Annotated in this window: 14 protein-coding genes; 2 read left to right on the top strand and 12 right to left on the bottom strand. The window is 69.0% G+C overall.

Annotation, left to right across the window (positions count from 1 at the left end; translation table 11 throughout):
• Nucleotides 1-2: 2 nt before the first annotated feature.
• The 12 genes from ACZ5ID_RS28430 to ACZ5ID_RS28375 form a co-directional block, all read right to left on the bottom strand.
• On the bottom strand, nt 3-947 hold the full coding sequence (locus tag ACZ5ID_RS28430; protein ID WP_468903450.1) for a helix-turn-helix domain-containing protein: 945 nt from the start codon (nt 945-947) through the stop codon (nt 3-5).
• Nucleotides 948-1,411: 464 nt separating this feature from the next.
• Nucleotides 1,412-1,987, bottom strand: a complete 576-nt coding sequence (locus tag ACZ5ID_RS28425; protein WP_468903448.1) for a GNAT family N-acetyltransferase — start codon at nt 1,985-1,987, stop codon at nt 1,412-1,414.
• Between the two features lie 488 nt (nt 1,988-2,475).
• Nucleotides 2,476-3,948 (bottom strand): SulP family inorganic anion transporter, encoded by a 1,473-nt coding sequence (locus ACZ5ID_RS28420; protein WP_468903445.1) that lies wholly within the window; start codon nt 3,946-3,948, stop codon nt 2,476-2,478.
• Nucleotides 3,949-3,962: 14 nt separating this feature from the next.
• Complete coding sequence (locus ACZ5ID_RS28415) at nt 3,963-4,544, bottom strand: carbonic anhydrase (RefSeq protein WP_468903443.1); 582 nt, start codon at nt 4,542-4,544, stop codon at nt 3,963-3,965.
• Between the two features lie 213 nt (nt 4,545-4,757).
• Nucleotides 4,758-5,120, bottom strand: a complete 363-nt coding sequence (locus ACZ5ID_RS28410) for a hypothetical protein (RefSeq protein ID WP_468903440.1) — start codon at nt 5,118-5,120, stop codon at nt 4,758-4,760.
• Between the two features lie 92 nt (nt 5,121-5,212).
• Entirely contained in the window at nt 5,213-5,506 is a 294-nt protein-coding gene (locus ACZ5ID_RS28405; RefSeq protein ID WP_468903437.1) for a hypothetical protein, read from the bottom strand.
• A 36-nt stretch (nt 5,507-5,542) separates the two neighbouring features.
• Nucleotides 5,543-12,943 carry an SDR family NAD(P)-dependent oxidoreductase gene (locus ACZ5ID_RS28400; protein ID WP_468903435.1) on the bottom strand — a complete coding sequence of 2,467 codons (7,401 nt, stop codon included), beginning with the start codon at nt 12,941-12,943 and terminating at the stop codon, nt 5,543-5,545.
• 168 nt (nt 12,944-13,111) lie between these two features.
• Nucleotides 13,112-14,260, bottom strand: coding sequence for an SDR family oxidoreductase (locus tag ACZ5ID_RS28395; RefSeq protein WP_468903432.1), 1,149 nt, complete (start codon nt 14,258-14,260; stop codon nt 13,112-13,114).
• A gap of 127 nt (nt 14,261-14,387) precedes the next feature.
• Entirely contained in the window at nt 14,388-16,496 is a 2,109-nt protein-coding gene (locus ACZ5ID_RS28390; protein WP_468903430.1) for an MMPL family transporter, read from the bottom strand.
• Between the two features lie 311 nt (nt 16,497-16,807).
• Nucleotides 16,808-17,791, bottom strand: coding sequence for an NAD-dependent epimerase/dehydratase family protein (locus ACZ5ID_RS28385; protein ID WP_468903428.1), 984 nt, complete (start codon nt 17,789-17,791; stop codon nt 16,808-16,810).
• A 20-nt stretch (nt 17,792-17,811) separates the two neighbouring features.
• A complete protein-coding gene (locus tag ACZ5ID_RS28380) occupies nt 17,812-19,080 on the bottom strand; it encodes a glycosyltransferase (RefSeq protein ID WP_468903426.1) in 1,269 nt (422 codons plus the stop codon).
• A gap of 670 nt (nt 19,081-19,750) precedes the next feature.
• The gene (locus tag ACZ5ID_RS28375) at nt 19,751-22,003 is read right to left on the bottom strand and encodes an MMPL family transporter (protein WP_468903424.1); all 2,253 of its coding nucleotides are present in this window, start codon (nt 22,001-22,003) and stop codon (nt 19,751-19,753) included.
• 307 nt (nt 22,004-22,310) lie between these two features.
• Here ACZ5ID_RS28375 and ACZ5ID_RS28370 point away from each other — a divergent pair, with 307 nt between their 5' ends.
• Nucleotides 22,311-23,501, top strand: coding sequence for a sensor histidine kinase (locus tag ACZ5ID_RS28370; RefSeq protein WP_468903422.1), 1,191 nt, complete (start codon nt 22,311-22,313; stop codon nt 23,499-23,501).
• Nucleotides 23,498-24,196, top strand: a complete 699-nt coding sequence (locus ACZ5ID_RS28365; RefSeq protein WP_468903420.1) for a response regulator — start codon at nt 23,498-23,500, stop codon at nt 24,194-24,196. The genes ACZ5ID_RS28370 and ACZ5ID_RS28365 overlap by 4 nt, the downstream gene beginning before the upstream one ends.
• Nucleotides 24,197-25,218 lie beyond the last annotated feature (1,022 nt).

Here is a 25,218-nt window from a genome sequence, read left to right as displayed (position 1 = left end):
CCTCACGAACGCCCTCTCAAGGACAGGGCGGCTGCGCGGTGTTCGCCGGGGGTGATCCCGTACACGTTGCGGAACGCCCGGCCGAAAACGGTGGCGCTGGTGAAGCCCCAGCGGGCCGCGATGGCCTCGACGGTGCGGCGGCTCGACTCGGGGCGGGCCAACTCGGCGTAACAGCGGGCCAGCCGGCGTCGGCGGATCGACTCGGCGACACTCACCGGCTCGTCGCGAAAGAGTGTGTAGAGGCCGCGCAGGGACATGTTGTGCCGGTCGGCGATGGATTGGGGTGTGAGCTCGCGGTCGTCGAGGTTGTCGTCGATGAACTGGAGGACGCGCTGCAGCATCGCCTCGGCGTGCAACCCGGCCGGCTTCCGAACCGGGCTCTCGTCCCGGGCCTGGGCCCCGAGTCGCTGCGCCAGGCAGGCGGTGGCAAGGTCGAGTGCGACTGAGCCCAGGCGGGGCAACTCCTCGGGTTTGCACCGGGGACCGTGGCGGTGCAGCGAATGCAGGAAGTCGGCCAGGATCTCGGCTGTCCCTCCGCCAGCTCCCGCTTGCCCGGAGCCCGGCTGCGCGAGGATGCGGTCCACCCTGGTGGACCGTAGGGGCAAGATCGTGCGGGGGATCTGCAGCACGATCGCCTCGACTGCCTCGTAGTCGCTGAAGCCGATGTTCTCCATCGGGCGTGAGGTGTCCGTCAGGACAAGGCCTCCCGCCACCTCGGACGCATTGTGCAACCGGGCGATGTTGAAGGCGCCTTCGGTGGCGAGGGCCAGTTGATACGACCCGGGATCATCCCGCCGGACGGGGGCCGTCGTCCGACGCGTGCATACGCGCGAGAACGAGACCGCCGCAACCCTTACCGAGCCGAGGTCCAGCCCGTTGTGCTGGGCTTGGACATCTGATGTGCGCCGGCCGCTGAGCGGTACCGACGTCAGCTCGCTCGGCACCATCTCACAGAACCAGCCTGACCCGTCGGCCGACGCCCTCGCGTCGTCAGAGACCGCGGACCGCCCCATGACATCCCCCTTGCTCGCGGCGCGACACCAACCGGCCGGTCGCCGGCAGCCGCGCCAGCCACACTTGCGCTGGAAGCAATAGATCGACTGTCCGGCACCAACGCTGTTGCGGGGCCCGACATTCCTTCTGAGGGCGGAGTCCGTCGCAGGGTGACCCTTCCCATGCGCTGGTGGCGAAGAATCAGCCGATGTGGGAGTGGCCCTTGCGGGTACGCAAGTGCATGCCCTGGACGACGGGACCGGCCGGTGGGGGAGTGGCGGCCAGGCTGTGCGAGCCATCAAGACCTGGATTCACTGGCGTTGCACACGGCGTCAACGGCGCCCTGCGCACCCTGTGGACCTGACCCTGCGGTGAAGGAAAGAAACCCCGTATGCGCACTCGTACTATGTGACAGTGGTCAGCTTTGCCGGCGGAAGTCCAGCATGTAGAAGACCTTGTCGTAGCGGTGTGCCCCGACGGCGACGAAGTCGGCAAGACGGCCGTATTCGGTGAAGCCCAGTGTCCGGTAGAGGTGCAGGGCACTGGTGTTGTCGCCACGGGCGTCCAGGGTGAGGACCTCGATACCCGCCTCCCGTGCGTCGGTGACCAAGGCAGAGGTCAGCGCCCGGCCGACACCACGACCTTGGACAGCAGCGTCTACCGCGATTTTCTCCAGGTCGGCGTGTGGTCGATGGGTCGGTCGGGCGTAGCGCCGCCAGTACCCCAACCCGACGAGCCGACCGTCGAGGTAAGCGGCACGCAGGGCCGCATCCCCGGCCCGCACCCCGGAAACGACGGAGCCAAGAAGTTCGGTCACGTCATCCCGTGAGGGAGGCTCGACCCAGCCCAGCGCGGCACCTCCACTGACCAGTTCCGCCAGGATCTGGTAGGCCGACTCCGCAAACCGGGCCTTCAGCTCCGGATCGGATGTCAGTTCCTTGGCGTCAAGGATGGCGGGCGCAGTGGTCGCACCGCTGGTGATGGCCGGATTCATAACGTACAGCCTAGCCAGCCGCTGCCCAGCCGAGACCCCGCGCTCCAGCCTCAGCTCCAGCCGAGCCGTTGCTGAACGACGCTCATAGTTGGCCGTGGCGCCGGCCGCCCTGGGTTTCCTGGGCGAGGAACGACCGCCGCGACGAAGCACAAGAGCGCCTGCATATCGCGGCCATGTCCACCCCGGGGCCTTCGACTGCCTCAGTCGGCGCCGCGTACATGGGACTGGGTAGCGTGTGGGGAGCGGCTCTCAGCTCACTTCTTCGCCAGATCCCGACCGGCCCAGCCAGCGTCGACGCGCCGACCTGGGCGACGCGCCGACCTTAGCGACGCGCCGACCACCGCGAAGCCGCCGTAGCCCCGATCGGTTTGCACGGCAGCGGACCCCGGCGGTGACTGATCGCCGGGCCCCTATGTGCACTGCGGGTCCGACCTCGATGTCCACGGGCGGTACACATGTGGTGTGCACCGCCCGGCCGCTGGGCGGTGTCAGATCTTCGCCGTGACCACCTTCACCGGTTCGGTGTCGGGTGTGCTGTGCCGCTCGGCCCAGTTCTCCAGGGCCGTACGGCAGGCGTGGTCGAGGTGGTGCAGTCCGGAGAGGCTGACCTCGATCGGACGATCTTGGGGCAGCGACTCCAGGCTGTCGAGTATCTTCGGCAGGCGGAGAAAGGTCGCGTTGCCCGACAGGTGGACCTGGATGGGTCCGGCGCCCTTGTCTACGACCTCCATCTTGAGGTTGGAGGTTTCCCAGGCGGTCTTGATCACGGACAGGGCCAGTCCGATGAGTACGCCTTCGAACATGTTCACCGCGACGATCGACACGGCGGTGACGACGAGGATCAGCGCCTCACTCTTGTGGCTCTGCCACAGCGCGGTGATCTGGCGGAACGGGATCAGTTTCCAGCCGGCGTGCACGAGGATGCCGGCGAGGGCCGGGGTCGGGATCAGCGCCAGGGCCCACGGCATCGCGGCGGCGAACAGCAGCAGCCACACGCCGTGCAGCACCCGGGAGGCCTTGGTCTTGGCGCCCGCGCCCACGTTGGCGGAGCTGCGCACGATCACCGCGGTCATCGGCAGCGCGCCGAGCAGACCGCACACGGTGTTGCCCGCGCCCTGGGCGATCATTTCCTTGTCGTACTGGGTACGGGGACCGTCGTGCAGCCGGTCCACAGCCGCCGCGCTGAACAGGCTCTCCGCGGAGGCGATCAGCGCGAAAGCGATGACGGTGCCCCAGATGGCCGGGTTGGCCAGCTCGCCGAACGCCTCGGCCCCCGGCAGCTGGACGACGCCGAGGAGACCTTCCACCTGGACGGTGGCAACGGGCAGGCCGAAGGCGAGGGAGACGACCGTGGCCAGGACCACCGCCGCGAGAGCGCCGGGCACGGACCGCATGGCCTTCGGCGTCTTCTTCCACAGCACGATGACCGCGATGGTGCCCGCACCGATCGCGAGGGAGGCCAGGGCCTCGGCGCTGCCGAGCGCGTCCGTGAACGCCCCGGGCAGGCCCGCGACCTTGCCGATACCGGTCTTCGGAGCCTTCATGCCCGCCGCCGCGTAGATCTGACCGGCGATGATGACGAGGCCGATGCCGCAGAGCATGCCCTCGACGACGGCGACGGAGATCGCCCTGAACCACCGGCCGACCCTGAGGAAGCCCATGGCGAGCTGGAGCAGTCCGGCGAACAGCACGATCACGCCGAGTGTGGCCACCCCGAACTCGCTGACGGCCTCGAAGACCAGCACGGTCAGGCCCGCGGCCGGACCCGACACCTGAAGGCTGCTGCCGGGCAGGAACCCGGTGAGGAGACCACCCACGATGCCGGTGACAAGGCCCAGCTCCGCGGGCACGCCGGAGGCGACCGCGACGCCGACGCACAGCGGCACGGCTACCAGGAAGACGACGATGGAGGCAAGGAAGTCCTGCCTCAGATAAGGGAACTTCGACAAATTCGACAGCATGGTCGTCAGCCCCCTCAGAGCGTCTCGAACGTGTCGGAGCCCTCGCGGTGCTCCAGAACCACGCCGGTGTGGACCTCGTAGTACCAGCCGCGCAGACGCAGTTCACCCGCTTCCAGGCGCTTGGCGACGCACGGGTACGACCGCAGTCGCAGCAACTGGGCGAGGACGTGGTTCTGGACGGGTTCGGCGACGGTCGGGTCGGCGGAGTCGGAGCACTTGGGCTGGTCCACGGCGTTCGTCAGCCAGTCGCGCACGGCCGGCACGGCGTCCAGGTCGTCGCCGCGCACCAGCGCGCCGATGGCGCCGCAGTGGGAGTGGCCGCAGACCACGATGTCGTCGACGCCGAGGACCTCCACGGCGTACTCGATGGTGGCCGCCTCGCTGGTGGGGTGCTCGGAGGCATACGGCGGGACGATGTTGCCCGCGGTGCGCAGCTCGAAGAGCTCACCGGGGCGGGCACCTGTGATCAGTGCCGGGACGACCCGCGAGTCGGCGCAGGTGATGAACAGGACCTGCGGGGACTGTCCCTCGGCGAGGTGAGCGAACTCCTCAGGGCGCTGTCCGAAGGTACGGGCGTTGTCGATGAGGGGCTGCATGACGTGGTGACTCCTCCTGGCACGCTGTGGGGGCGCGTCGGTGTGACAGGGATTCGGGAAGAGGGGCATGGGGCGGGCGAGCGCGACGGCGCGTGGCGACCGCAGGCGCGAGGCGTGCGGCGGCACAGGGCGTCCGGAACCGCTGTACGCGCAGGGCGGATGCCCGGCCGTACACGGTGCCGGATGTGGTGGCTCGCTCGGGGGCCGCTCAGCTCAGCAGCGGAAGATCTGCAGCGCCGCGCGAGATCTGCTGCCGGGGGCTCTCTGCTCGTACGGCAGCGCTGCAGGGGAGGCGTCCGCGTCTACGGCGGCAGGCACAGCGGTGGACGGCGCCATGCCGTGGGTTGCCGCGACCGCGAGCAGATTTTCTTGCTGCCGTCGGTCGCGGTTCCGGTAGTGCCCGCAGAGATCCTCCGGGTCGACGGGATCCTCGCCCAGCGAGGCTTGCCCGACGGCTGCGGTAGGTTCGGGTGCGTTGGCCGCGACGGCTGGGGCGCCGTGGGCGAACAGCTGGAGAGCAAGCAGGACTGCGGCCAGCGCCGCCAGAAAGAGCTGCACCGTTCGTGTTCGTGCCACTACTCGGCTCCTCAAGTCAAGAGTCGGGCATGCAACGGACTCACGGCTTCGGTGCCAGCCGCCCTGCTGAACGCAGCTTATCCGTACGGACGTTAACGGCAGGTAAGTTCAACGTTACCTGGAGTGGATGTGTCATCAGGCTCCTTCGCGGGCGGGCGGGCGGGCGGGCGGCCGGGCGGCACGGCCGCGCGGACCGGGATCTCGCGCAGCGAGCGGATGGGGGAGGCGAGCAGCAGGGCGACGGGAATGACCTGGAGGAGCACGCCGACGGCGAGGGTGGCCCGGACGTCGAGGAGAAGGACCAGGCCGCCGGCGGTGGCGGCGGCGAGCGGGCCGGCCCCGGCGATGAGCGTGGTGCACCGAGGTCCAGCGATGCGCCGGGGCAACCCCTATGTCAGGGGTTGCCCCGGCGTCGGTGCTGGTTACGGCTGGGAGGTGGGGTGCAGGGTGCGGTGCAGTCGTTGGGCCAGTCCGTTGAGGGTGCCGGCGGCCATGAGTTCCATCAGGGGCAATTCGCAGCCGAAGGTCTCCTGCAGGAGGACCTTGAGTTCGGCGCCCATGAGGGAGTCCAGGCCGAGGTCGGTGAGGTTGGCGGCCGGGTTGATGCGGTCTGGGGTGGTCTGCAGGATGTGGGCTGCGATGTCGGTGAGTGCTTCTGTGATCAGGTCCAGGCGTGCTTGGTCGTTGTCGGCTGCGTTCAGGCGCCGACGCAGGTCGCGGGCTGCCGTGTGGCGGGCGCGGTCGCTGAGGTGGCGCAGTTGTGCGGTGAAGCGCGGCACGGTCAGGGCCGGGAGGAGTTGGCTGAGGCGTTCCCAGTCCATCACGCCGACAGTTGCCGTCACGGTGCCGCGGCTCAGGTGCCGGTCGAGGGCAGCCAGGGCCGTCTCGGGGCTGATGAGGCTGAGCCCTGAGCGGACGATGGTGTCTTCCAGTTGGGTACGGGCGACGTAGCCGGTGTCACTGATGCCGCCCCACGCGAGTGCCAGGCCGGGCAGCCCGAGGTTCCGGCGGGTGCGCATGAGGGATTCCAGGTGGAGGTTGGCGGCGACGTAAGGGGATTGGTGGAGGTTGCCGACCAGGGCGGTGAGGGAGGAGTAGGTGACGAAGAAATCCAGTTCACGGTCGCTGGTGAGCTGATGGAGGATCTCCGCGCCGCACACCTTGGGCGCGAGCACGCTTTCGAAACGTTCCGCGGTGAGGTCTTCCAGAGGTCCGTCGTCCAGGTGCAGGACGGCGTGGATGACGCCGCGGACCGGCCGACCGCAGGCGTCTGCCTGCTGGAAGATGGTGCGCACACTGTCCGGATCGGTGATGTCCGCCGCGTGTGCCTGTGCGCGCACGCCCATCCGCTCCAGGTCTGCCAGCAGTGCGGGCGCTTCTGGTGAGCCAGCGCCGCGGCGGCCGATGAGCGCAAGATGGCGGGCGCCGCGCGCGGCCAAGTGCCGGGCGGTGGCCGCGCCCAGCCCGCTCAGTCCGCCGCTGATGAGATAGGTCCCCGTACTCTCCAGCGGTTTGGGGACGTCGGGCTGTTCGAGACGGACGGGGGAGCTGGAGGTGAAGGAGATGACGACCTTGCCCAGGTGCCGGGAGTGACGCAGAGCGGCGAGGGCATCATCGATGCGCGGTGCCGGATAACTCTGGTGGGGAAGCGGTCGGCAGATGCCGGCCGAAACACGATCGGTGACGGTGCGGAAGGCCGCAGCCGCTTCGTCGGGTGTGTCGGCGAGCAGGCGGGTGATGTCGACGCCGAAGTAGGCCAGGTTGTTGCGGAAGGGGCCTAGCAGGAGCGGGTGGTTGGCGTAGATGTCGCGCTTGCCGAGTTCGACGAAGCGCCCGCCCGGTCGCAGGCACTCCAGGCTGCGGGCCATGGCTTCGCCCGCCAGGGAGTTCAGCACGACGTCGACCCCACGGCCGTCGGTGACCTCACGGACGTCGTCGGCGAAGGTCAGGTCCCGAGAGTTGAACACGTGGGCGGCGCCGAGCATCCGCAGCAGATCGCGTTTGGCCGGGCTACCAGCCGTGGCGATCACGGTCGCACCGAGGTGCCGGGCGTACTGCAGGGCGGCCAGACCGATCCCGCCTGCCCCGCCATGGACCAGCATGGTTTCGCCGGTGGTGAGGCGCGCGCAGGTCTCCAGACTGTGCTGCACGGTCAGGTGGACCGCGGGCAGCGTGGCGGCCTGGTTGTAGGTCATGCCGGTGGGGATGAGCCCGGTCTGTTCGGTGCGGACCCGTACGTGCGAGGCGAGAGTGCCGTGGCCGAACGCGAACACCCGGTCACCCACCGCCAGGTTGCTCACCCCGGGGCCGACGGCGATCACGTCACCGGCGCATTCCAGGCCGAGCTGGGGCCCGGTGGCGGTGGCGGGTTCCGCGCCCGGCGGGAGCATGCCCTCGGCGAGCATGAGATCGCGGTAGTTGAGTGCTGCCGCTTTGACCTGGATGACGATTTCGCCCGGCCCGGCGCTCTGGGGCGTCTGGGCAGTCCACGTCAGTCGACGTCCGCGTCCCGGCCGGCTCAGCTCAAGACGGTAGGGGTCCCCCGGGCCCGCCGGGCTGGTGGTGGAGGGGACAGGGTGCAGGCGGGGCACGAACCGTCCCAGGCGCCCGAGGACGATCTCGTCGTCCGCAGGCGGATCCATGAGTTCGGCGACCAGTCGGCTCGCGTCTGCGGTCGCGACGCCGGAAGGGTCCAGGCTGATGCGCCGGACGGTCAGGGAGGGGTGCTCGTTGGCCAGGACCCGTCCGATGCCCCAGAGTGCGGCAGCGGTCGGTTCCCCCGGTACCTCTGGTGCGGGGAACAGCCCGGTCGGCCCGGTGACCAGCCAGACCTGGGTGTCGTCCGCCCCGGAGGCAGTGCATGCGCCCGCCACTACCCTGAGCAGGCCGGCAGCGCGGGTCACCGCTGAGGTCGCCGGCTCGCTCTCACGGCCCGACAGCAGCACGACGATCCGCGCCCCGACATCCAAGGCGCCGGCTGCCCAAAGGTCACCTGGCGGCACGACGACACGGGCAGGTTCTCCCGCTGCGGACAGTTCGCCGGCCAGAGCGTCGGCCAGGTCACTGCTGGGATCCTCCGCGATGATGTCCCAGCTCTCCCGCCTGGCGCCCGGTTCCGTCGAAGGTTGCGATTGCGGCGTGATGGTCGAGGTCGTCGTGGTGAGGGGTCCGCGACGGGCCAGAAGCAGGGAGTAGTCCGCTGCCGCCTCCACGCAGTTGCTGCCGATATCGGCTACCTCGTCGAAACCGCACCGGCCCAGCAGCGGCGCCCACTCTTGCCTGCGCAGCAGCGGGCTGGTGCGCAGATCGGTGTCCGTGAAGGACCAGTACTCCTCCAGCAGCCCGAAGCAGGGCCCGATGATGTCGTCGTCGTGGCTCTCGATGGCCAGCAACTGTCCGCCTTCCTCCAACAACGAGGCAACGCGTTCAAGAGTGGCTCGCAAGTCGTTGGTGGCGTGCAGCACGTTGGAGGCGAGGACGAGGTCGTAACTGGCCGGCTCAAGGCCCTGTTCGCCAGGGTCGTGGTTCAGGTCGAAGACGCGGTAGTCGAGGAAATCGATGTCTGCGAAGCGGGTCTGAGCGCGGGGAAAGAATGCCGGGGAGACGTCGCTGTAGGTGTAGCGGGTCAACTCCGGCGGCAGGACGGGCAGCAGGGCTCTGGTCAGGCTGCCGGTCCCGGCACCGACCTCGAGGATGCGAAGCGGCCGGCCGGCCGGCCACGACGCCAGTGCCGTACTCAGCACACTGCGTACGTAGTGGGTGTGCAAGCGCATTTGCGGGGTGTCGGCGTAGAAGCCGTCGACCAGGTGCCGGTCGGACTCGGTGAACAGCAGTTCGCGCGCGTCGGTGCGGCCGGTGAGGATGTCGGTCAGGTGCGTGTGGAACCGGGTATGGACGGCGATAGCAGTCACCCACTGGGGGCATTGCTGCGCCCACATCCGCGTGTGGTGCAGCGCGTCAGTCGCAACATCCGTGAACCGCCACCGCCTGGTCCCGGGCGTGCCTGGCATCTCCTCCAGAAGCCCGGCCCGGACGGCCATGCCGGCCGCCAACTGCACGTAGGCCATGTAATGCGGGCGGACTCCGGAAGCCAGCAGTTCCTCCGTGCCGAACTCTTGGACGCCGGGCATCAGCTTGGCGAGCCCGGCAGCCGCCCAGTGACTGGCAGCCGCTTTCGCCATCGGTGCGAAAGCGCCGTAGTCATTGGGTTGCTGCTGTTCCAGCAAGGCCCGCTCCTCGGCGGTTGCTGCGACCTGCCAGTCGGGCAGTGGCAGTGGCACGGGACCAAGAGCGGGTCGGCCGGAACGGGGTACGGCCCTCAGCACCGTGGTCAGCTGTTGCAGGTCCCGGCCGACCCCAGTCACCGCGCGCAGGCGACAGCCGACCATCTCCGCGGTAACGCCACCGTCCTGTTCGGCCACGGTGACATGGACGACGGCGTCGGAGCCGGACAGTTCGCGAAGTCGTACGTGCACGATGCCCCGCGCGCCCGGCCGCTGCCAGACGCGGACGGCCTCCATGGCGATGGGCAGGAACATGCGGCCCCCTGCGGCGCGGGCGAGCAGGGGTGCGGCAGCCTGAAGCGCGCCGTCCAGGAGTACGGGGTGTGCCTGGAACGCGTCCTGGGAGCCGGCGGCTGTGGCGGGCAGTGTGTAGGTGGCCCGGACCTCACTCTCGCTCAGCTGTAAGCCGGTCAGCACCTGGAAGGCGGGCCCGTAGACCAGTCCGGCGCGGGCAGCTCGCTCGTAGTGGACAGCGGCGTCGATCCGTACGGTGTTCTCACCCTCATCGGCAGGGGCCGTGCTCAGGGCCCGGGGAGTGGGACTGACCAGTCGCCGTACCCGGCTGCGGGCGTGGAGTGTCCACTCTCCGTCTGCCCCGTTACGGGAGGCGAACTGGACGATGCCGTCCTCCGCGGACAGGGAGGTCTGCACGGTGAGGACGCCCGGGTCGTCCTCACGGGGAAGGACAAGGGGGCGGACGATGTCCAGGTCGGTCACTTCGCATCGGGCACCCAGGGCTTGATGGCCGGCTGCGAGGGCGGCTTCGACGTAGGCGGTGGCAGGCATGATCACACCGCCGTCGACCTGATGGTCTTTCAGCCACGACAAGCGCGAGGCACTGACCGTCTGGTGCCAGGCGGGCTCGGCGACCGCCGCCCGTCGGCCCAGCAGCGGGTGCACGACAGTTTTGTCCTGCGGCACGCCGGCCCACCAGTCGGCCGTGCCGTTCCAGTGCCGCTCACGCTGCCACGGATAGCCCGGCAGTGACACCAGTCGCCCGGGGCGCGGGAAACAGCGTTTGCCGGGCTGCGCGCCGGCCGCCGTCAGCGAGGTCGCTGTCCGGCGCACTGCCGACGCCCCGGTGTCGTCGCGGCGGAGCGTGGGCAGCGCTGAGCCGGCCGGCAGCAGACGGCGGAGATACGGGGCCAGCACAGGGTGCGGGCCGATCTCCACGAACCGGGTGCATCCTTCAGCAGCCAGGGCGCGAACAGCGTCCGCGAAGAGCACCGGTTCCCGTACGTTGCGCCACCAGTAGCCGGCATCCAGGTGCCGTCCGTCCAGCAGGCCACCGGTGACGGTTGAGGCGAACAGCCGCCGGTGCGCGCCCGGACGCAGGCTCGCCAGGGCGTCCCTCACCTGGTCTTCGATGCCGTTCATGGCACTGCTGTGGAAGGCGTAGTCGAGGTCCAGCTCCCGGAAGAAGACCTCCCGCCCGCTCAACTGCCGCCCCAACTCCGCCAACGCTTCGCGGTGCCCGGCGACGGTGACGTCACTGTCGCTGTTGACACCGGCCAGCTCGATCCGCCCGTGATAGGCGAACAGCTCCTTGACGGCGTCCGCCACCGGCAGGCCGACAGCGGCCATGCGGCCGGTGCCCGCCGTTGTCGCCTGCGCCTGGCTGCGCGCGGCCAGCACCGTGCACGCCTGAGCCAGATCCAGGCTGCCGGTGACATGAGCGGCGGCGATCTCGCCGACGCTGTGCCCCACCACCGCGTCCGGCTCGATGCCGAAGTCCTCCAGCATCCGCACCACGCCCACCTGTACCGCGAACAGCAGCGGCTGTGCCACCTCGGTACGCGCCAGCCGCGGAGAGCCCTCCGCCAACTCTTCCCACACCGACCAGCCCAGGCGGGGCCGCAGCTCAGCGTCGACGGCCCTTACGGCGGCCTGGAAGACAGGTTCCTGGGCGAGCAGGCCGGCGCCCATGCCCGCCCATTGCGAGCCGTTGCCGCTGAAGATGAACGCCACCTTGCCCGGCGCGCCCGCCACCGATGTCACGGCTTCTGCGTCGTCCTGCCCGTTGGCGAGGGCGAACAGGGCGTCGGCCGCCTCCTGCGGGTTGCCGGCCACGACTGCGGCGCGGTGCTCATGGTGGCGGCGCCGCGCGGTGGAGGTGTAGGAAAGGTCGTAGAAGTCGTCTTCCCCGGTGAACTGCAGATGGTGTGCCATCTGTTCGGCCGCTACCCGCAGGGCTTGCGCGGTGCGGGCGGAGACCATCACCGGAAGCCGGCCGCCCGTCCCGGGACGAGTGGCCGCAGGGCCAGGGCGGGTGAGGGAGTCGGCGGCCAGCACCAGGTGGGCGTTGGCGCCGCCGAAGCCGAAGGAGTTCACCCCGGCCAGCGGCAGGCCCGTATGGGCCAGCGGCTCAGTACGGGTCACCGGCCGTACGCCCAGACCGGCGAAGTCGATGGCGGGATTGAGGTCTTCGGCGTGCAAGGTGGGCGGGATCTGCCGGTGCTTGAGGACCAGCAGTGCCTTGAGCAGGCCGGCCATGCCGGAGGCGGCCTCCAGGTGCCCGAGGTTGCTCTTCACCGACCCGATCGGTAGTGCGCCCAGGCTCCGGCCCACCCCCAGGGCCCGGCCGATGGCCTCACACTCGAGCGGATCACCCGCCGGCGTGCCGGTGCCGTGAGCCTCCAGGTAGGCGACATCATCCGGTACCAGACCCGCGCTCCCGTAGGTCTCCGCCAGCAGGGCCTGCTGTGCAGTACTGCTGGGCAGAGCCAGTCCGGGGGTGCGGCCGTCGTTGTTGACGCCGCTGGCCAGGATCACGCCGTGCACCCGGTCGCCGTCGGCCCGCGCGTCCCCCAGCCGCTTCAGCAACACCAGGCCGCCGCCTTCGGAGCGCACGAACCCATCGGCATGGGCGGAGAACGCCCGGCAGCGGCCGGTGGGCGAGAGCATCGACGCACCGGAGAACCCGGCGAAGATATGCGGGTTGATCAGCACGTTGACACCGCCGGCCACCGCCAGCCGTGAGCGCCCGGCCCGCAGGTGTTCGCATGCCTGATGCAGGGCGGTCAGAGCGGAGGAGCACGCCGTGTCGACCGTGACGCTCTCACCGTGCCAGTCGAAGTAGTGTGACAGCCGGTTCGAGACGATCGCCCCGGCCATACCTGAGACGCTGTAGGCGTTGCCGGACTCCGGCGAGCATTGCTGAAGTTCCCCGTAGTCATGGCTGGAACAGCCGATGAAGACAGCCGTATCGGAGCCCTCCAGGCGGGCGGAGTCCAGGCCGGCATCATCGAGGGCTTCGACCGCCATCTCCAACAGCAGCCTCTGCTGTGGATCCATGCGAGAAGCCTCCCGCGGCGAGATGCCCGTGAAGTACGAGGCATCGAAGCCCGTGATGTCCTCCAGGAAGCCGCCGCTCGCGGTGTAGGACTGGCCTGGGCGGCGACGCTCGCTGTCGACGAAATCGTCGACCGGGAAGCGGTCCGCCGGCACTTCGCCGACCACGTCGCGACCGGTCAGCAACACCCCCCACAGATCGTCGATGTTGTTGACGCCACCGGGCAGACGGCAGGCGGTACCGACCACGGCCACAGCGTCATCGGGGAGGAGAGACACACGCAGGGACAACGAGGGCTCCAAAAATGGGTGGGAAAGTCAACAAGGAGCCAGAGCTCAGAGGAGGATCAGTCGGCAGGGGAGCTCAGCGGCAAAATGACACGTTCGGCACCTGGGCCCGGCCCGCAGGCCCCGGCCTCAGGTAGCGGTGGCGGTAACCGGCACCGCGGTGCTGTCGGCTCCCACGGCACCGCCCGGCGCCAAGGCGCTGACCAGATAGGCATGATCGAGCACGGCAGGATCGGCCAGATCCGAGGTCAGCGCCACCGTGTTCGAACGGTCATAGGTGCGCCGGTGGCGATAGCTCAAGAAGCCCGGCAGAGAAGCGGCGACGAACCGTTCGACGGCTGTGGGATCGGCGACATGATCGGCACAGATGATTCGCAGACCCGGATACCGGCTCTCGATCGCGGTCGCGAGTTGGCCCATTGATGTCTCCACCGGGTGCACGACATGGAACGTTTGCGTGCCGGTGTCGTGCCGGCTGTCCTGGCCGATGCGGAGCATGGCGTCGATGGCATAGCCGTCCGGGACGAGGTTGAACGTGACGTCCGCGGGTACCGCCAACCGCAGGTCCAACCGGGAGTCGCTGCGCGTGGGCTCCGGGATACCCGGCGCGCCGCTGTGGGCGATTGCTTCGATCATCTGCCCCAGCACGTTCAGAGGATGAGAAGGCGCCCCCGTGACGCCTTCACGGTCGCTGGTGACCACACCGGGCCGCAAGACGACGGCCAGACGCCGGTGACGTTCCGCCCACTGCCGGACCAGCAGTTCCGCCTCGAACTTGGAGGCGTCGTAATGCGTCACGAATCCGTGCGCGTCACTGAGGTGGTCCTCGCTGACGAGACCCTCAGACAGCCCACCGGCAACGGCCATGGTGCTCATGTGGACCAGACGGCATGACGGCGGGGTCCTTTCCGCGAAGGCGAGCACTTCGGCAGTGCCCCGCGTATTCACGGCGTACAGCCGCTCACGCTCACCCGCCAACGCGATGTCACCCGCACAGTGCCAAACAGCCTCGCAGTCCTGGGCAAGCCGGGCGTAGAGGGCCGGAGGCAGCCCCAACCACGCCTCCGTGACATCCCCGCTGACACAACGCAGCCGCGCCCGCGCCTGGCTGTCGAGCGACTGCCCCGACACGGACTGCAGCACGCCGAGCAGACGAGACCGCAAAGCGGCGGGCGTTCCTCTTCCCAACGCGACCACCTCTTCCCTCCGGGTTGTCAGCAGGTTGAAGAGGAGACGCGAACCCAGAAATCCGGTAGCCCCGGTGAGCAGAATAGCCACGATGGCAGAATGACCTAAGGACGCAGAAATGCAAAATTACCCGTAGTGCTATCTCCGAATAATATGGCGATCGCTTTTTCCATTTCTCATCCGGATTTCGGATGGCCATCTTCACGAAGCCTGTTGATCACACGGCTCGTTTCGGGACAGGCAGCCGGAGGCGGCGACGTCCGATCGCGGGAAGCCACCAGTTGGCCGGACCCAGTGCCGCCATGACAGCCGGGACAAGTGCACCGCGCACGAGTACCGCGTCAACGAGTACGGCCAGGGCCACACCCGCACCGGTCATCTTGATCACGGAAACGGAAGAAGTGATCATGGCTGCTGTGGAGACGGCCACGGCAAGTGCGGCGGACGTCATCAGCCGCCCGGTACGAGCGATGCCCTCCACCACGGCAGCCCGGTTGTCCGCACAGCGCTGGTACTCCTCACGGATGCGCCCCAGCAGGAAGACCTCGTAGTCCACCGAGAGGGACAGAGCGATGGTCAGGGTGAACAGCAAAAGCGAGATGTCGAGTGCACCCGTAACCGTGAATCCCCCCAGCAGGCTGCGAGCCGTCCCCTCCTGAAAGACCGCGACCACCGCACCCAGACTCGCGCCCAGGCTGACAACGGCCACGACCAGCGCTTTGAGAGGAGTGACGAGGCTGCGGGTGAACAGCGCCAGCAGTAGCGCAAGGCCGACGCCGAGCAACGCCACCGCCCGGGGCAGCGCCCGCTTCACGGCAGCAAGGGTGTCCACGACCTCGGCGGCTCGCCCGCCGACCAGCACGGGACCCGGTGAGGGAAGCGCCCGGGCCTCCTTCACCAAGGCCGCGGCCTCGCTGCTTCCTGCGCGCACTGTGGTGGCGGCGCCGAAGACCGTGCCTGTCTTGCGCGAACCGGCCAGCACCCGGACGTCGGTCACTCCCGTGATGCCAGCCAGGGCCCGGCGATATTGGAACAGTTGGAGTGGAGCTGCGGGATTGGGCACGACCACCGTGACGACCTGCTCCGGCGCGCCGGGGAACTCGGCCCGGACGCGCTCGCCGACGGACGCCACCTCGGAGGAGGCGGGCATGACGCGATAGTCCATGATGCCCAGCTGAGCGTGAGCGAAGGGCCAGGCCATCATCGCCAGCAACACCACGGCGGCACCACCGGCAACAGCCCACCGCCGGGTCACCACCTGCGCGGTGCGACGCCAGAAGGGACTTCCCTGCCCCAGCTTGATGCGCCGCCACCGGCGAAAGGGATCACCGCGTTCACACAGTGGCCCCAGAAGCACTACGCAAGCGGGCGTGAGCAGCAACGCCGCAGCGGCCGACAGGACCGTCACGGTGACTCCTGCCAGGGCGAGCGCTCGGACCAGAGGAACCGGGATGAGGGTCACCGCGCTCAAGCACACAGTGACCGCCGCCGCAGAGAAGGCCACCGAGCGACCACTGGTCCGCACGGCGGTGGTCAGCGCCTCGGCACGCGGATGGCCACCGGCGAGTTCCTCCCGGTACCTGGCGAGGAGGAACAACGTGTAGTCGACCGCGAGCCCGAACCCGACGGCCAGCGCCGCGTTCACCGCAAACGACGAGACGTGGACAAGGCGAGCCATCCCACCCAGCACCGGGATCGTGCAGCCAACCGCAACTCCAGCGACCATCACCGGCATCAAGGCACTCGCGAGGGAGCCATAGGTCATCAGGAGAACTACGAGCACGATTGGCGCCGCCAGCAGTTCGGCGCGAAGCAAGTCGTGCTCGATACGACGGTCCACGCGCTCCAGCGTCCACGCCGGCCCGCTGGCCTGGACGGTACGGTCGGGTACAACGGCCCGTGCCCGCTCCACCAGACGGTCCGCCGTCTTCTCCTGTTCACGCTTGGACCCGTCGAGCCTCGCCAGAACCAACACGCTCCCGCCGTCACGGGATCGCAGCCACGGCTCCGCGCCGGTGGCCCCGGACCATACGGCGCGCACACCGGGCTCACGGGCCAATGCAGCTGAAACGGCCTGAGCACTTCGCGCGGCCGAGTCCGCAGGGCGCCCGGCATCAGTGACCGCCAAGACCAGATCAGCGGGAGGTGCGCCGAGGCGCTCCGCCGCACGCCGCGCTCGAAACGCCTGCGTGTCCTCACTCAGCGTGCCGTCCCGGCCGAACGCGGCAACGGAGACCGGAATCAAAAAAGCAGCAAAGACCACGACGCACAGGGCACCGGCTGCCACCAGCCGCGCCCGCGCCACCGACATCCAAGCCACCACCACACCACTCCTCGAAATTCGCCGTTCTCAACGTCTAAGGAGAACGGCCGTCCCGGCGGGTGGACACGGGCGCGAGAGCGGCCCGTTCCATAGGCGACCGAAGACCGCATAGTCCGCCGGCGGCGAAAGCCGAATATCAAGGACAGTGCACTGGGCCGTACGAGGCCGCTGGCGCCAGATGGTACTCGGACGGGACCAGGCAATGGTGGCCTCGGCGGAGTATGGCGCGCTCCGGGCGACCCACCTGAGTCGGCGCACACGGCCGGTGCCGCTACCGTGACCAACACCGGGAAATCTCGTTCACCAGACGCCCACTAGCCCGTGATAGAAGCTGCCGGCTGTCCATCAAAGGAAGCCTTCGGGGCCGGTCGCGCCGATTTCTCGGCTTCCTGGGCCAGGCAACCAGCGGTGATTCTCAATCCCGCTTCCAGGGGGATGGCAGGTCTCCAGCCGAGTGCTTTGATCGCGAGGCTGATGTCCGGACAGCGGACCTCCGGGTCGTCGACCATTCTGGGTGTCGCGATGATCGGTGAGCGAGAGCTGGTCAAGTCGCGAATCATCTCGGCAACGCGTCTCACGCTCCACTCGTGAGGGCTTCCGATGTTCACCGGCCCACCGTGTGATGAGCGGAGCAGACGGACCAGGCCCTCCACTGTGTCGTCGACGAAGCAGAGGGAGCGAGTCTGCCGGCCCTCTCCGTGGACGGTCATCGGTTCTCCCGCGAGGGCCTGCCGGAAGAACGTCGGCACCATACGGCCGTCGTCCGCCTGCATGCCTGGGCCGTACGTGTTGAAGATCCGTGCGATCTTCGTATCCAAGCCGTGGGCCCCGCGGTAGGCGGTGGTGAGAGCCTCCGCGAAACGCTTGGCCTCGTCGTAAGAACTGCGTGGCCCGATCGGGTTCACATGGCCCCAGTACTGCTCGGCCTGCGGATGTACCTGCGGATCGCCATAGACCTCGCTCGTCGAGGCCAGGAGGTAGCGGGCTCCCTTCTGCCGGGCAAGTTCCAGCAGATTCCGTGTCCCGATGGATCCTGTCAGGAGCGTTGCCACGGGCTGAGCGAGGTAAGCAGCCGGAGACGCGGGTGAGGCCAGATTGCATACCGCTTCAACTTCGCCCTGGACGCCGACTCCTTCGACGACATCCTTGTGGACGAAACGGAAGTTCCGGCATGCTGCCAGGTCTTCCACATTGCTTCTCCTGCCGGTGCTCAGGTCATCCACGCAGATGACGGAGCACCCGTCGGCGAGAAGGCGACGACACAGGTGGGAGCCGAGGAATCCTGCGCCGCTGGCCACGACGATATTCCCTTGACCGTTCACGAGCGTGCCTCTCCGCTGGTGACCGGGAAGGCCCTGGTCCGGCCCAGGGCACGCTCCACGATGCCGCAGGCCACCTCAATACCGGACTCGTGACGAAGACGGCGTCCGAGCTGCTCAGCCCTGTGGCGCATCGCCCGATCGCTCACCGCCTGCCTGATGGCTGCGGCCAGGTTCTGGGGCGTCAGACCGTGCGCGCGTAGCGGCCGGGGCCCAACACCCAAGGCGTGAACGCGGGCCCCCCAGAAGGGCTGGTCGAGGAAGTGGGGGCAGGTGACCGTGGGAACTCCTGCTGTCAGACCGGCGCCTACCGTGCTGGCCCCTGCGTGGTGGACGACTGCGGACATCCTCGGAAAGAGCCACGCGTGAGGAATGCTCGACACCACGTGGCTGAGGTTGTCGGAGGGCGTCACTGCGGGGTCGCCGAGAAGGACTCCGCGTACGCCGGCCCTTTGAAGTGCGTCGCGGATCAGCTTGTGGCGTCCTCGCGGGCCATCGGTGACCATGCTGCCGAAGCCGACGTAGGCGATTGGCGGCCCCTGCGTGTCGAGGAACTCTGCCAGTTCGGGGGAGGGCTCCCAGCCAGAGGGGCGGTCGAGCAGCCAGTATCCCGTGACGTGGGCCGTCGGGGGCCAGTCACTGGGAGCCGGAAGCACAGAAGGGCTGTAGCAGTACAGCGTGGGCCGTTGCTCCCGGCGTCGTTGGGCGAACGGACCTGTCAACGGCCACGGCGGGAGCCCCAGGCTGGCGGTCCGCCATGCGTTGACGCGCTTACGGAAGACCTGCCAGCACGCCTGTTCCGCGACTCGCAGACTCAATGCGTTGCCGGTCGAGCCCAGGGAGCGGCTGAAGCCGATGGAGGGAAAGTCGCGGGTGGAGTGCGCCGGCATGAAGGAGGCCATGAACGACACGGCCCCCCAGCGCTCCGCCAGGCTCTCCGCCGGTAGCGCGAAGGGAGAGTAAATGACACAGTCACTGGGCTGCGCCGTCGTGGAGATCCCTTGCAACAACTGGTCCACGTTGGAGCCGACCACCTGCCGCATCCATCGCGCGAAACCCAGCGAATTGCACCCTGCGGTCATCCACCGTTGACCGTCCGGCGTTTCCAGCATCGACTCGAAGTCTGGCTCCAAAGCGCTGAATTGCACGCCGCTGCCGGACACCGTGTCCGCGTATCGGGGCGCTCCAATCAGGTGCACGGCATAACCTTTGCGCTCCAGGGCGACCCCCAGGGCGGCGAGCGGTTGGGTGTCTCCGCGAATACCCATCGAAACGATGGTAATCCTTTGCGACATCGCTCTCCTTCCCTATCCGCCCTCGGCGTGCAGAGCACAGCAGGCGGGTCTCACAGGGGCGATGCCCCCCAAGCTGAGGAGACCATGACGGACAGCGGCCAGATCCTCAACGAGCGGGAAAACACCTGGCGTTCCGGTGCTATGAACAGACAGCCTGGCGAGCAGGGCAGATGGAAAAATAGGTACCACTTGACGTCATCCTGCCGATCCTGATCTCCACTAGTCCGAGTGACATCTCGGGGCCAGAGTCGCCGGCTGAGTATTCCGCCAATCCGACTGCTATTTGCCAGTGGCGGCAGGCCAGTCTGTTCCTCGCGCTCAGCTGACCGCCACTACGTCCATGCGGTAGCCGGGGCTGCCGTCGCGGATCACGACGCCTTGCTTGTCCCGTGCCTTCTTGCGAAGTTCCAGCCCTGCGCGTCGCAGACGACGTGAGGCTCGCTGCCGTGGGTGCCCCGGGGGCGAAGCCGATCAGGTCGTACGTAGAGGCGAGGCCGGTCGGCGTCTGGTCGGCGGCATAGGCGGGCATCCGCAGGCCGCCGTCGCCCGGGCCGCCGACGTGCAGCAGGCGCCCTCCTGACCCGACACGCCGAGACGGCGCGACGGGTCAGGATATCTGTCATTGTCCCTGCCACTCGGCGAGTTACTCGGCGTGCAACCGTGTCTCCAGCGCTCCGTGCGGGCGAGCAAAGGCCTCGTCATGGGCCCGGTCGCTCTCCCATCGCTCGGCTTGGTGGCGGCCCTTGCCACGGCCCGGGCGGACCGGCCACCAGATGCTCCGGCCGAGGAGTACGGCGAGCGCGGGCACCAGCACGATGGAGAGGACGAAGGCGGAGAGCAGGATGCCGAGCCCGGTCGCGAAGCCGATCTGCTGGGTGGCGGGCGCCGCGTTGACCGCGAGGCTGCCGAAGGAGGCGGCGAGGACCACACCGGCGGTGGCGATGGCGGGCGCGGTGTGGCGAACGGCCCGGGCGACGGCGGCCCGGGCGGGCCCCGGGCGCTCCATCTCCTCGCGGATGCGGTCGCTGATGAGGATGTTGTAGTCGGTGCCGAGCGCGACCACGAAGAGGAACAGCACCAGCGGCAGGACGAAGTTGACGCCCGGTTTGTCGAGCAGCTGCTGGAAGAAGAGCGCGGAGGCACCCAGCGTCGCGGCGAAGCCGAGCCCGACGGCGAGCATCAGGACGGCCGGGGCCAGCAAACTCCGCAGCAGGACGATCAGGATGAGGGCGATCAGGCCGGCGGCGACAGGGAACACCGTCTTGAGGTCGTGGTCGACCGCCGTGGAGATATCCGCGAAGATCGCCGCCGTACCACCGACATGGGCCTCCATACCGGCAGGCGTGTGGAGGGCGACCGCCTCGCGGACCGGCCCGGAGACGAGGTCGCGTGCCTGTCGGCTCTGGGTGTCGGCGGTCAGGTAGACGTCGATGCGGGCCGCCGAGCTGTCCTGGTTGAGGACGGCCCTGCCGACCTGGCCGACGCCGCGGACCTTGGCGAGGGCCCGAGGCAGGGCGTCGACGCTTCGGGTGGTGAGCGTGCGGCCCTGCTCAGCCGTGACGTAGACGGTGGTCGGGTCCGACACGCCGGCGGGCAGCGCGCGGTTGATCTCAGCGGCGGTGGCCGCTGCCGGAGTGCCCTCGTCGCCACCCGTCTGGTCGAAGTCCATACGGACGCCGACAGCTCCGGCCGCGAGCGCACCCAGCAGCGCGACCGAGGCCACCACGAGGGTGAGCGGGCGCCGGGCGACCAGGTCACCGACGCGCCCGGCGGCGCCAGGCCGGGGCTCGCGCCGCAGCGAGCGGGACGGCCAGAACATCCTGCGCCCGCTGACCGCGAGCAGCGCGGGCATGAAAGTCAGCCCGGCCAGCAGCATGACGAGCACCGATACGGCGATGGCGGGGCCGAGCACGCGGAACTGCCCGAAGGTCGCGATCCCCAGGGTGGCGAAGGCGGCGACGATGGTCAGCGCCGCCGAGGTGATCGCCGTACCGACCCGGCCGGTGACCTCCGCGGCCACGGCACGGGCGGGCATGTCGGGATGTGCCCGCAACTGCTCGCGGAAGCGGAACAGGAGGAAGAGGAAGTAGTCGATCCCGATGCCGATCAGGACGACGCCGATCAGGTTCGGTGTGGAGGTGTCGAGGTCGATACCGGTGGCGAGCGCGGCGCACACGACCGTGCCCAGCGCCGCGCCGCTGATGACGGCGACCGCCAGCAGGGGCACGAAGGCGGCCAGCACACTGCGGAACACCAGAATGTTGATCAGTACGATCAGACCGATCATGAGGGCGCCGACCACCTCGCCGGTGATTTTCTCGGCCTCCGTGGTGTCGACGAGCCCGGCGAGTCCGCCGGTGAAGCCCGTACGCATCTGGGCACTGGCGAACTCGCGTTTCACGTCGTCGCGGAAGGCCCGGTAGAGGTCGTGCATACCGGGGTCCGTGGCATTGCCCGTCAGCTCTACGGAGAGCAGCTCGAAGCCACGGTCGGGAGCGACCATGGCGGGGCTGACCTGGGGTGTCTGCGAGTAGTCCTTGGCCAGGAACGCGGGCCCGTCCCCACTGGGTTCGGGCATCTTGACGTGGCGTCGGCCCAGCTCCGCGGCGATGTGGCCGATGCGCCGCTCGTCGGCCCCGGTCAGGGGGCGCCCGTCGGTCCGGGCGACGAGTACGGTCATCGCGTTGGCGTCGGGCTTGGCACCGAACTTCTCCTCGGCGACCTTGAGCGCGGCGGCCGAGTCGTAGGTGGAGGGCAGGAAGTCCCCGCTCTGGCTCTGGGTGACGCGGAAGAGCAGCGACTGGCCGAGCAGGGCGAGGAAGAGGCCCACCACCGACCAGACGAGGATGACCTTCCAGGGGTTGCGGGTGGAGAACCCGGTCAGGGCGCGGATCACTTTGTCCTCCGACGATGGATGGGGATGCGGCCGGCGGGCGGGGTGCGGACCCTGGTGGGGACGCGGCCCTCTCGGCGCCTTTGACCAGCACATCAGCGCGACGGGGCGCGGTCGTCCGAGCACGGGAGGAGAACCGTCATGGGAGTGCGGGATGGGCGCGGGCGGCTCCTGGGACCGTGCTCCCAGAGCGGGACCGGACCTCGGGCCGGATGCGGGCCCGGTGCCCGATGCGAGACTGGGATCATGGAACGAGGGCCGTGACACACCGTCGGCGGTCGGAACCGCCACTCACAGAATGGGGACCGCCATGGTGACCACGCCCGCCGCGCCCTGGGCCCCGGCGACGGGGCAGGGCGGCGACGCGCTGCCCTGGACGCGCAACGACGGTCTGGTCGCGGTCGGCGCCGGGGTCATGGACCTGGTCAGCTTCACCTTCGCCAGCCATGCGGAGCAGGGTGAGGTGCCGGTGGCCGGATGTCTGCTGGTGGTGGCGGCTGCGCTGCCGCTGCTGGCACGGCGCCGCGCTCCGGTCCCGGTGCTCGCGGCCGTGCTCCTGCTGGGACTGGTCATGAATCTGACCGTGCCGACGCCCCAGCACTTCGGTGCCGCCGTGATCGTCGCGCTCTACACCGTCGTACGACTCAAGGGCATGCCCGTGGCGGCGGCGTCGGCGGTGGGCGCGGTGGTGGCGCTGGTGAACTGGACGAAGTGGCCGCATCTGTCGCTGATGGAGGTCGTGGCCAATGTGCTGGCCGCGGTTGTCGTGATCATCGCGGCGGCCGTGATGAACCGCTGGCAGCGCGACATCACGGCCAACCGCCGACTGCTCGCGGACCGGGCCGTGGCCGCCGAACGGCGCCGCATCGCCCGCGAGTTGCACGACATCGTGGCGCACCACATCACCACCATGCAGCTGATGGCGGGGGGTGCCCGGGCCAACCTCGCCCGCGATCCGGAGGTGGCCAGGCAGGCGCTGGTCGAACTGGAGGGCTCCGGGCGCATGGCCCTGCGCGAGATGCGCCAGCTCCTCGACGTACTGCGGGCCGGGGACGATGCGGAGGACGAGCCGACCGCACCGCAGCCCGGCATCGCGGACCTGGAGCGGATCGTCGCCGAGTCGTGCCGGGCCGGGCTCCCCACCGCGCTGGACATAGGGGGCGATGAGCGCCCGCTGCCGCCGAGCGTGGGCCTGACCGTCTTCCGGATCGTGCAGGAGTCACTGACCAACGCGCGCAAGTACGCGGGCGAGGCGCGGGCGCAGGTGCGGCTGGTCTATGAGCCGGACGGCGTGGTGGTGGAGGTCCGGGACGACGGAGCGGGCGCGGAGGCGGGGCTGGTGCGAGCGGGCACCGCTTCCGGTTCCGGTTACGGACTGGTGGGGATGGGGGAGCGGGCCGCGCTGCACGGCGGGACGTTCGAGGCCGGTCCCCTGGACGGGGCGGGCTTCCGGGTGAGCGCCCGGCTGCCGCTGACGGCTGACGAGGGAGCGCTCCGATGAACGCGACGACGCACGACGCGGGGGAACCGAAACCCATCAGGGTGCTGATCGCGGACGACCAGCCGCTCGTACGGCGCGGACTCGCCCTGATCCTCGCGCCCGACCCGGCCTTCGAGGTGGTGGGCGAGGCAGGCGACGGCGAGGAGGCGGTGGCCCTCGCCCACCGACTGCTCCCCGACGTCGTCGTGATGGACATCCGCATGCCGGTGCTGGACGGCGTCGCCGCCACCGGCCGCCTCGCGCACGAACTGCCAGGCTGCCGGGTGCTGGCGCTGAGCACCTTCGACCTGGACGAGTACGTGGTGGCCGCGCTGCGCGCCGGTGCCTGCGGGTTCCTGCCGAAGGACATCTCGCCGGAGGAACTGGTTGCGGCGGTACGGGTGGTGCACACCGGCGAGGCGGCCGTCGCGCCCCGGCTGCTGACCCGGCTGATCTCCACGTACGTCAGGGCCCCGGAGCGTCCCGGGCCACCCCTGGCCCAGGTCGGCGGTCTGACGCCGCGCGAGGCGGAGGTGTGGCGGCTGATGGCCACGGGCCTCGACAACGCGGAGATCGCGGAGGCGATGGGTGTCAGCGCCTCCACCGTCAAGAACCACATCACCGGCCTCTTCGGCAAACTCGGCGTCCGCGACCGTGCCCAGGCCGTGATCGTGGCGTACGAGACGGGAGTGGTCGAGGTACGTCGGCCGGGTTAGTGCGGGCGGGCGGGAATCGTCATTGCGGTGACCGATGGCGGCCATGAGGACTGTCCCCCTCACCGGCCGCGTCGTCATCGCCGTCGTCGTCGGGCCATGCCGGGGGTTCAACGAAGCCTGCTCCGTCTGGGTTACCCCGGTCGGCACTGACCCCGCGCCGGCACACGCGCCTGCAGGTGACGGCGTCTGCCGCTGCTGTCTCCGTGGCTGACTACCTGCCGACAGGACGAAGGAAAATCTATGCTGGCCAGAGTAGACATTGGGTGCTGCTGTGGTTATGGTTTCTCTCGTAACGCAGAGAGACGCAGGGCCCGGCAGAGACGAACTGCCGGGCAGCAGTACCCGCAGTAGTGGTAGTTGCAGTTCGCAGGGCGGTGCGGTGGTGGAGTGTCGAAGCCATAGTGGTTGCAGGACGGCGACGGGACTGGCGACCGGACCGGGTGGCCCGCAGTGATCAGGGGCCGCCATCAGCAGTACCGCAGGAAACAGTGGTAAGCGCAGTTCGCAGTACCTCGCAGTGAAGTGCAGTTCAGTGGTCTCCCGGTGAAGGCGTCGGCTGCGGGCGCGCGCACCGGGGAAGTTCGGCAGTGGGGTTCCAAGCCGGAGCAGACGCAGGATGGGCGACGGGGCTGGCTGTCGACGAGCGGCGCTGGTACAGGCCGCTGGCAGTACGCAACACCAGCAGGACAAGCAGTTCGCAGTACCAGTTGTAGGTAAGCGATCGATCCCAGAGGGAAAGAACGGAGGAGCTCAAGCGCCATCAGGATCGCCCGGACGAGCGTTATGGAGTCCGGGTACCGCAGGACATCGATAGTGAGGTGGTCTCCGGTCAAGCAATCGCGATCCCCGTATCCCCGGCACCTTCTCGGTCGGGGCGGCGGAAACAGAAGGTCGGCGCAGTACCAGGGCCGGCAGATGGTGTAGCAGTTCCTTCGGGGCCCGGGTGGCGGTACGGCACCCGGGCCCCTCCCCGTGTTTCCCTCTCCCCTAGGGAGGTGTGATCGCAACAAAGCTTTCTCCCA

Source organism: Streptomyces sp. NPDC031670 (assembly GCF_055580545.1).
Note: the sequence above shows the minus strand (reverse complement) of the source record. Positions and strands in the feature narration are given on the sequence as shown.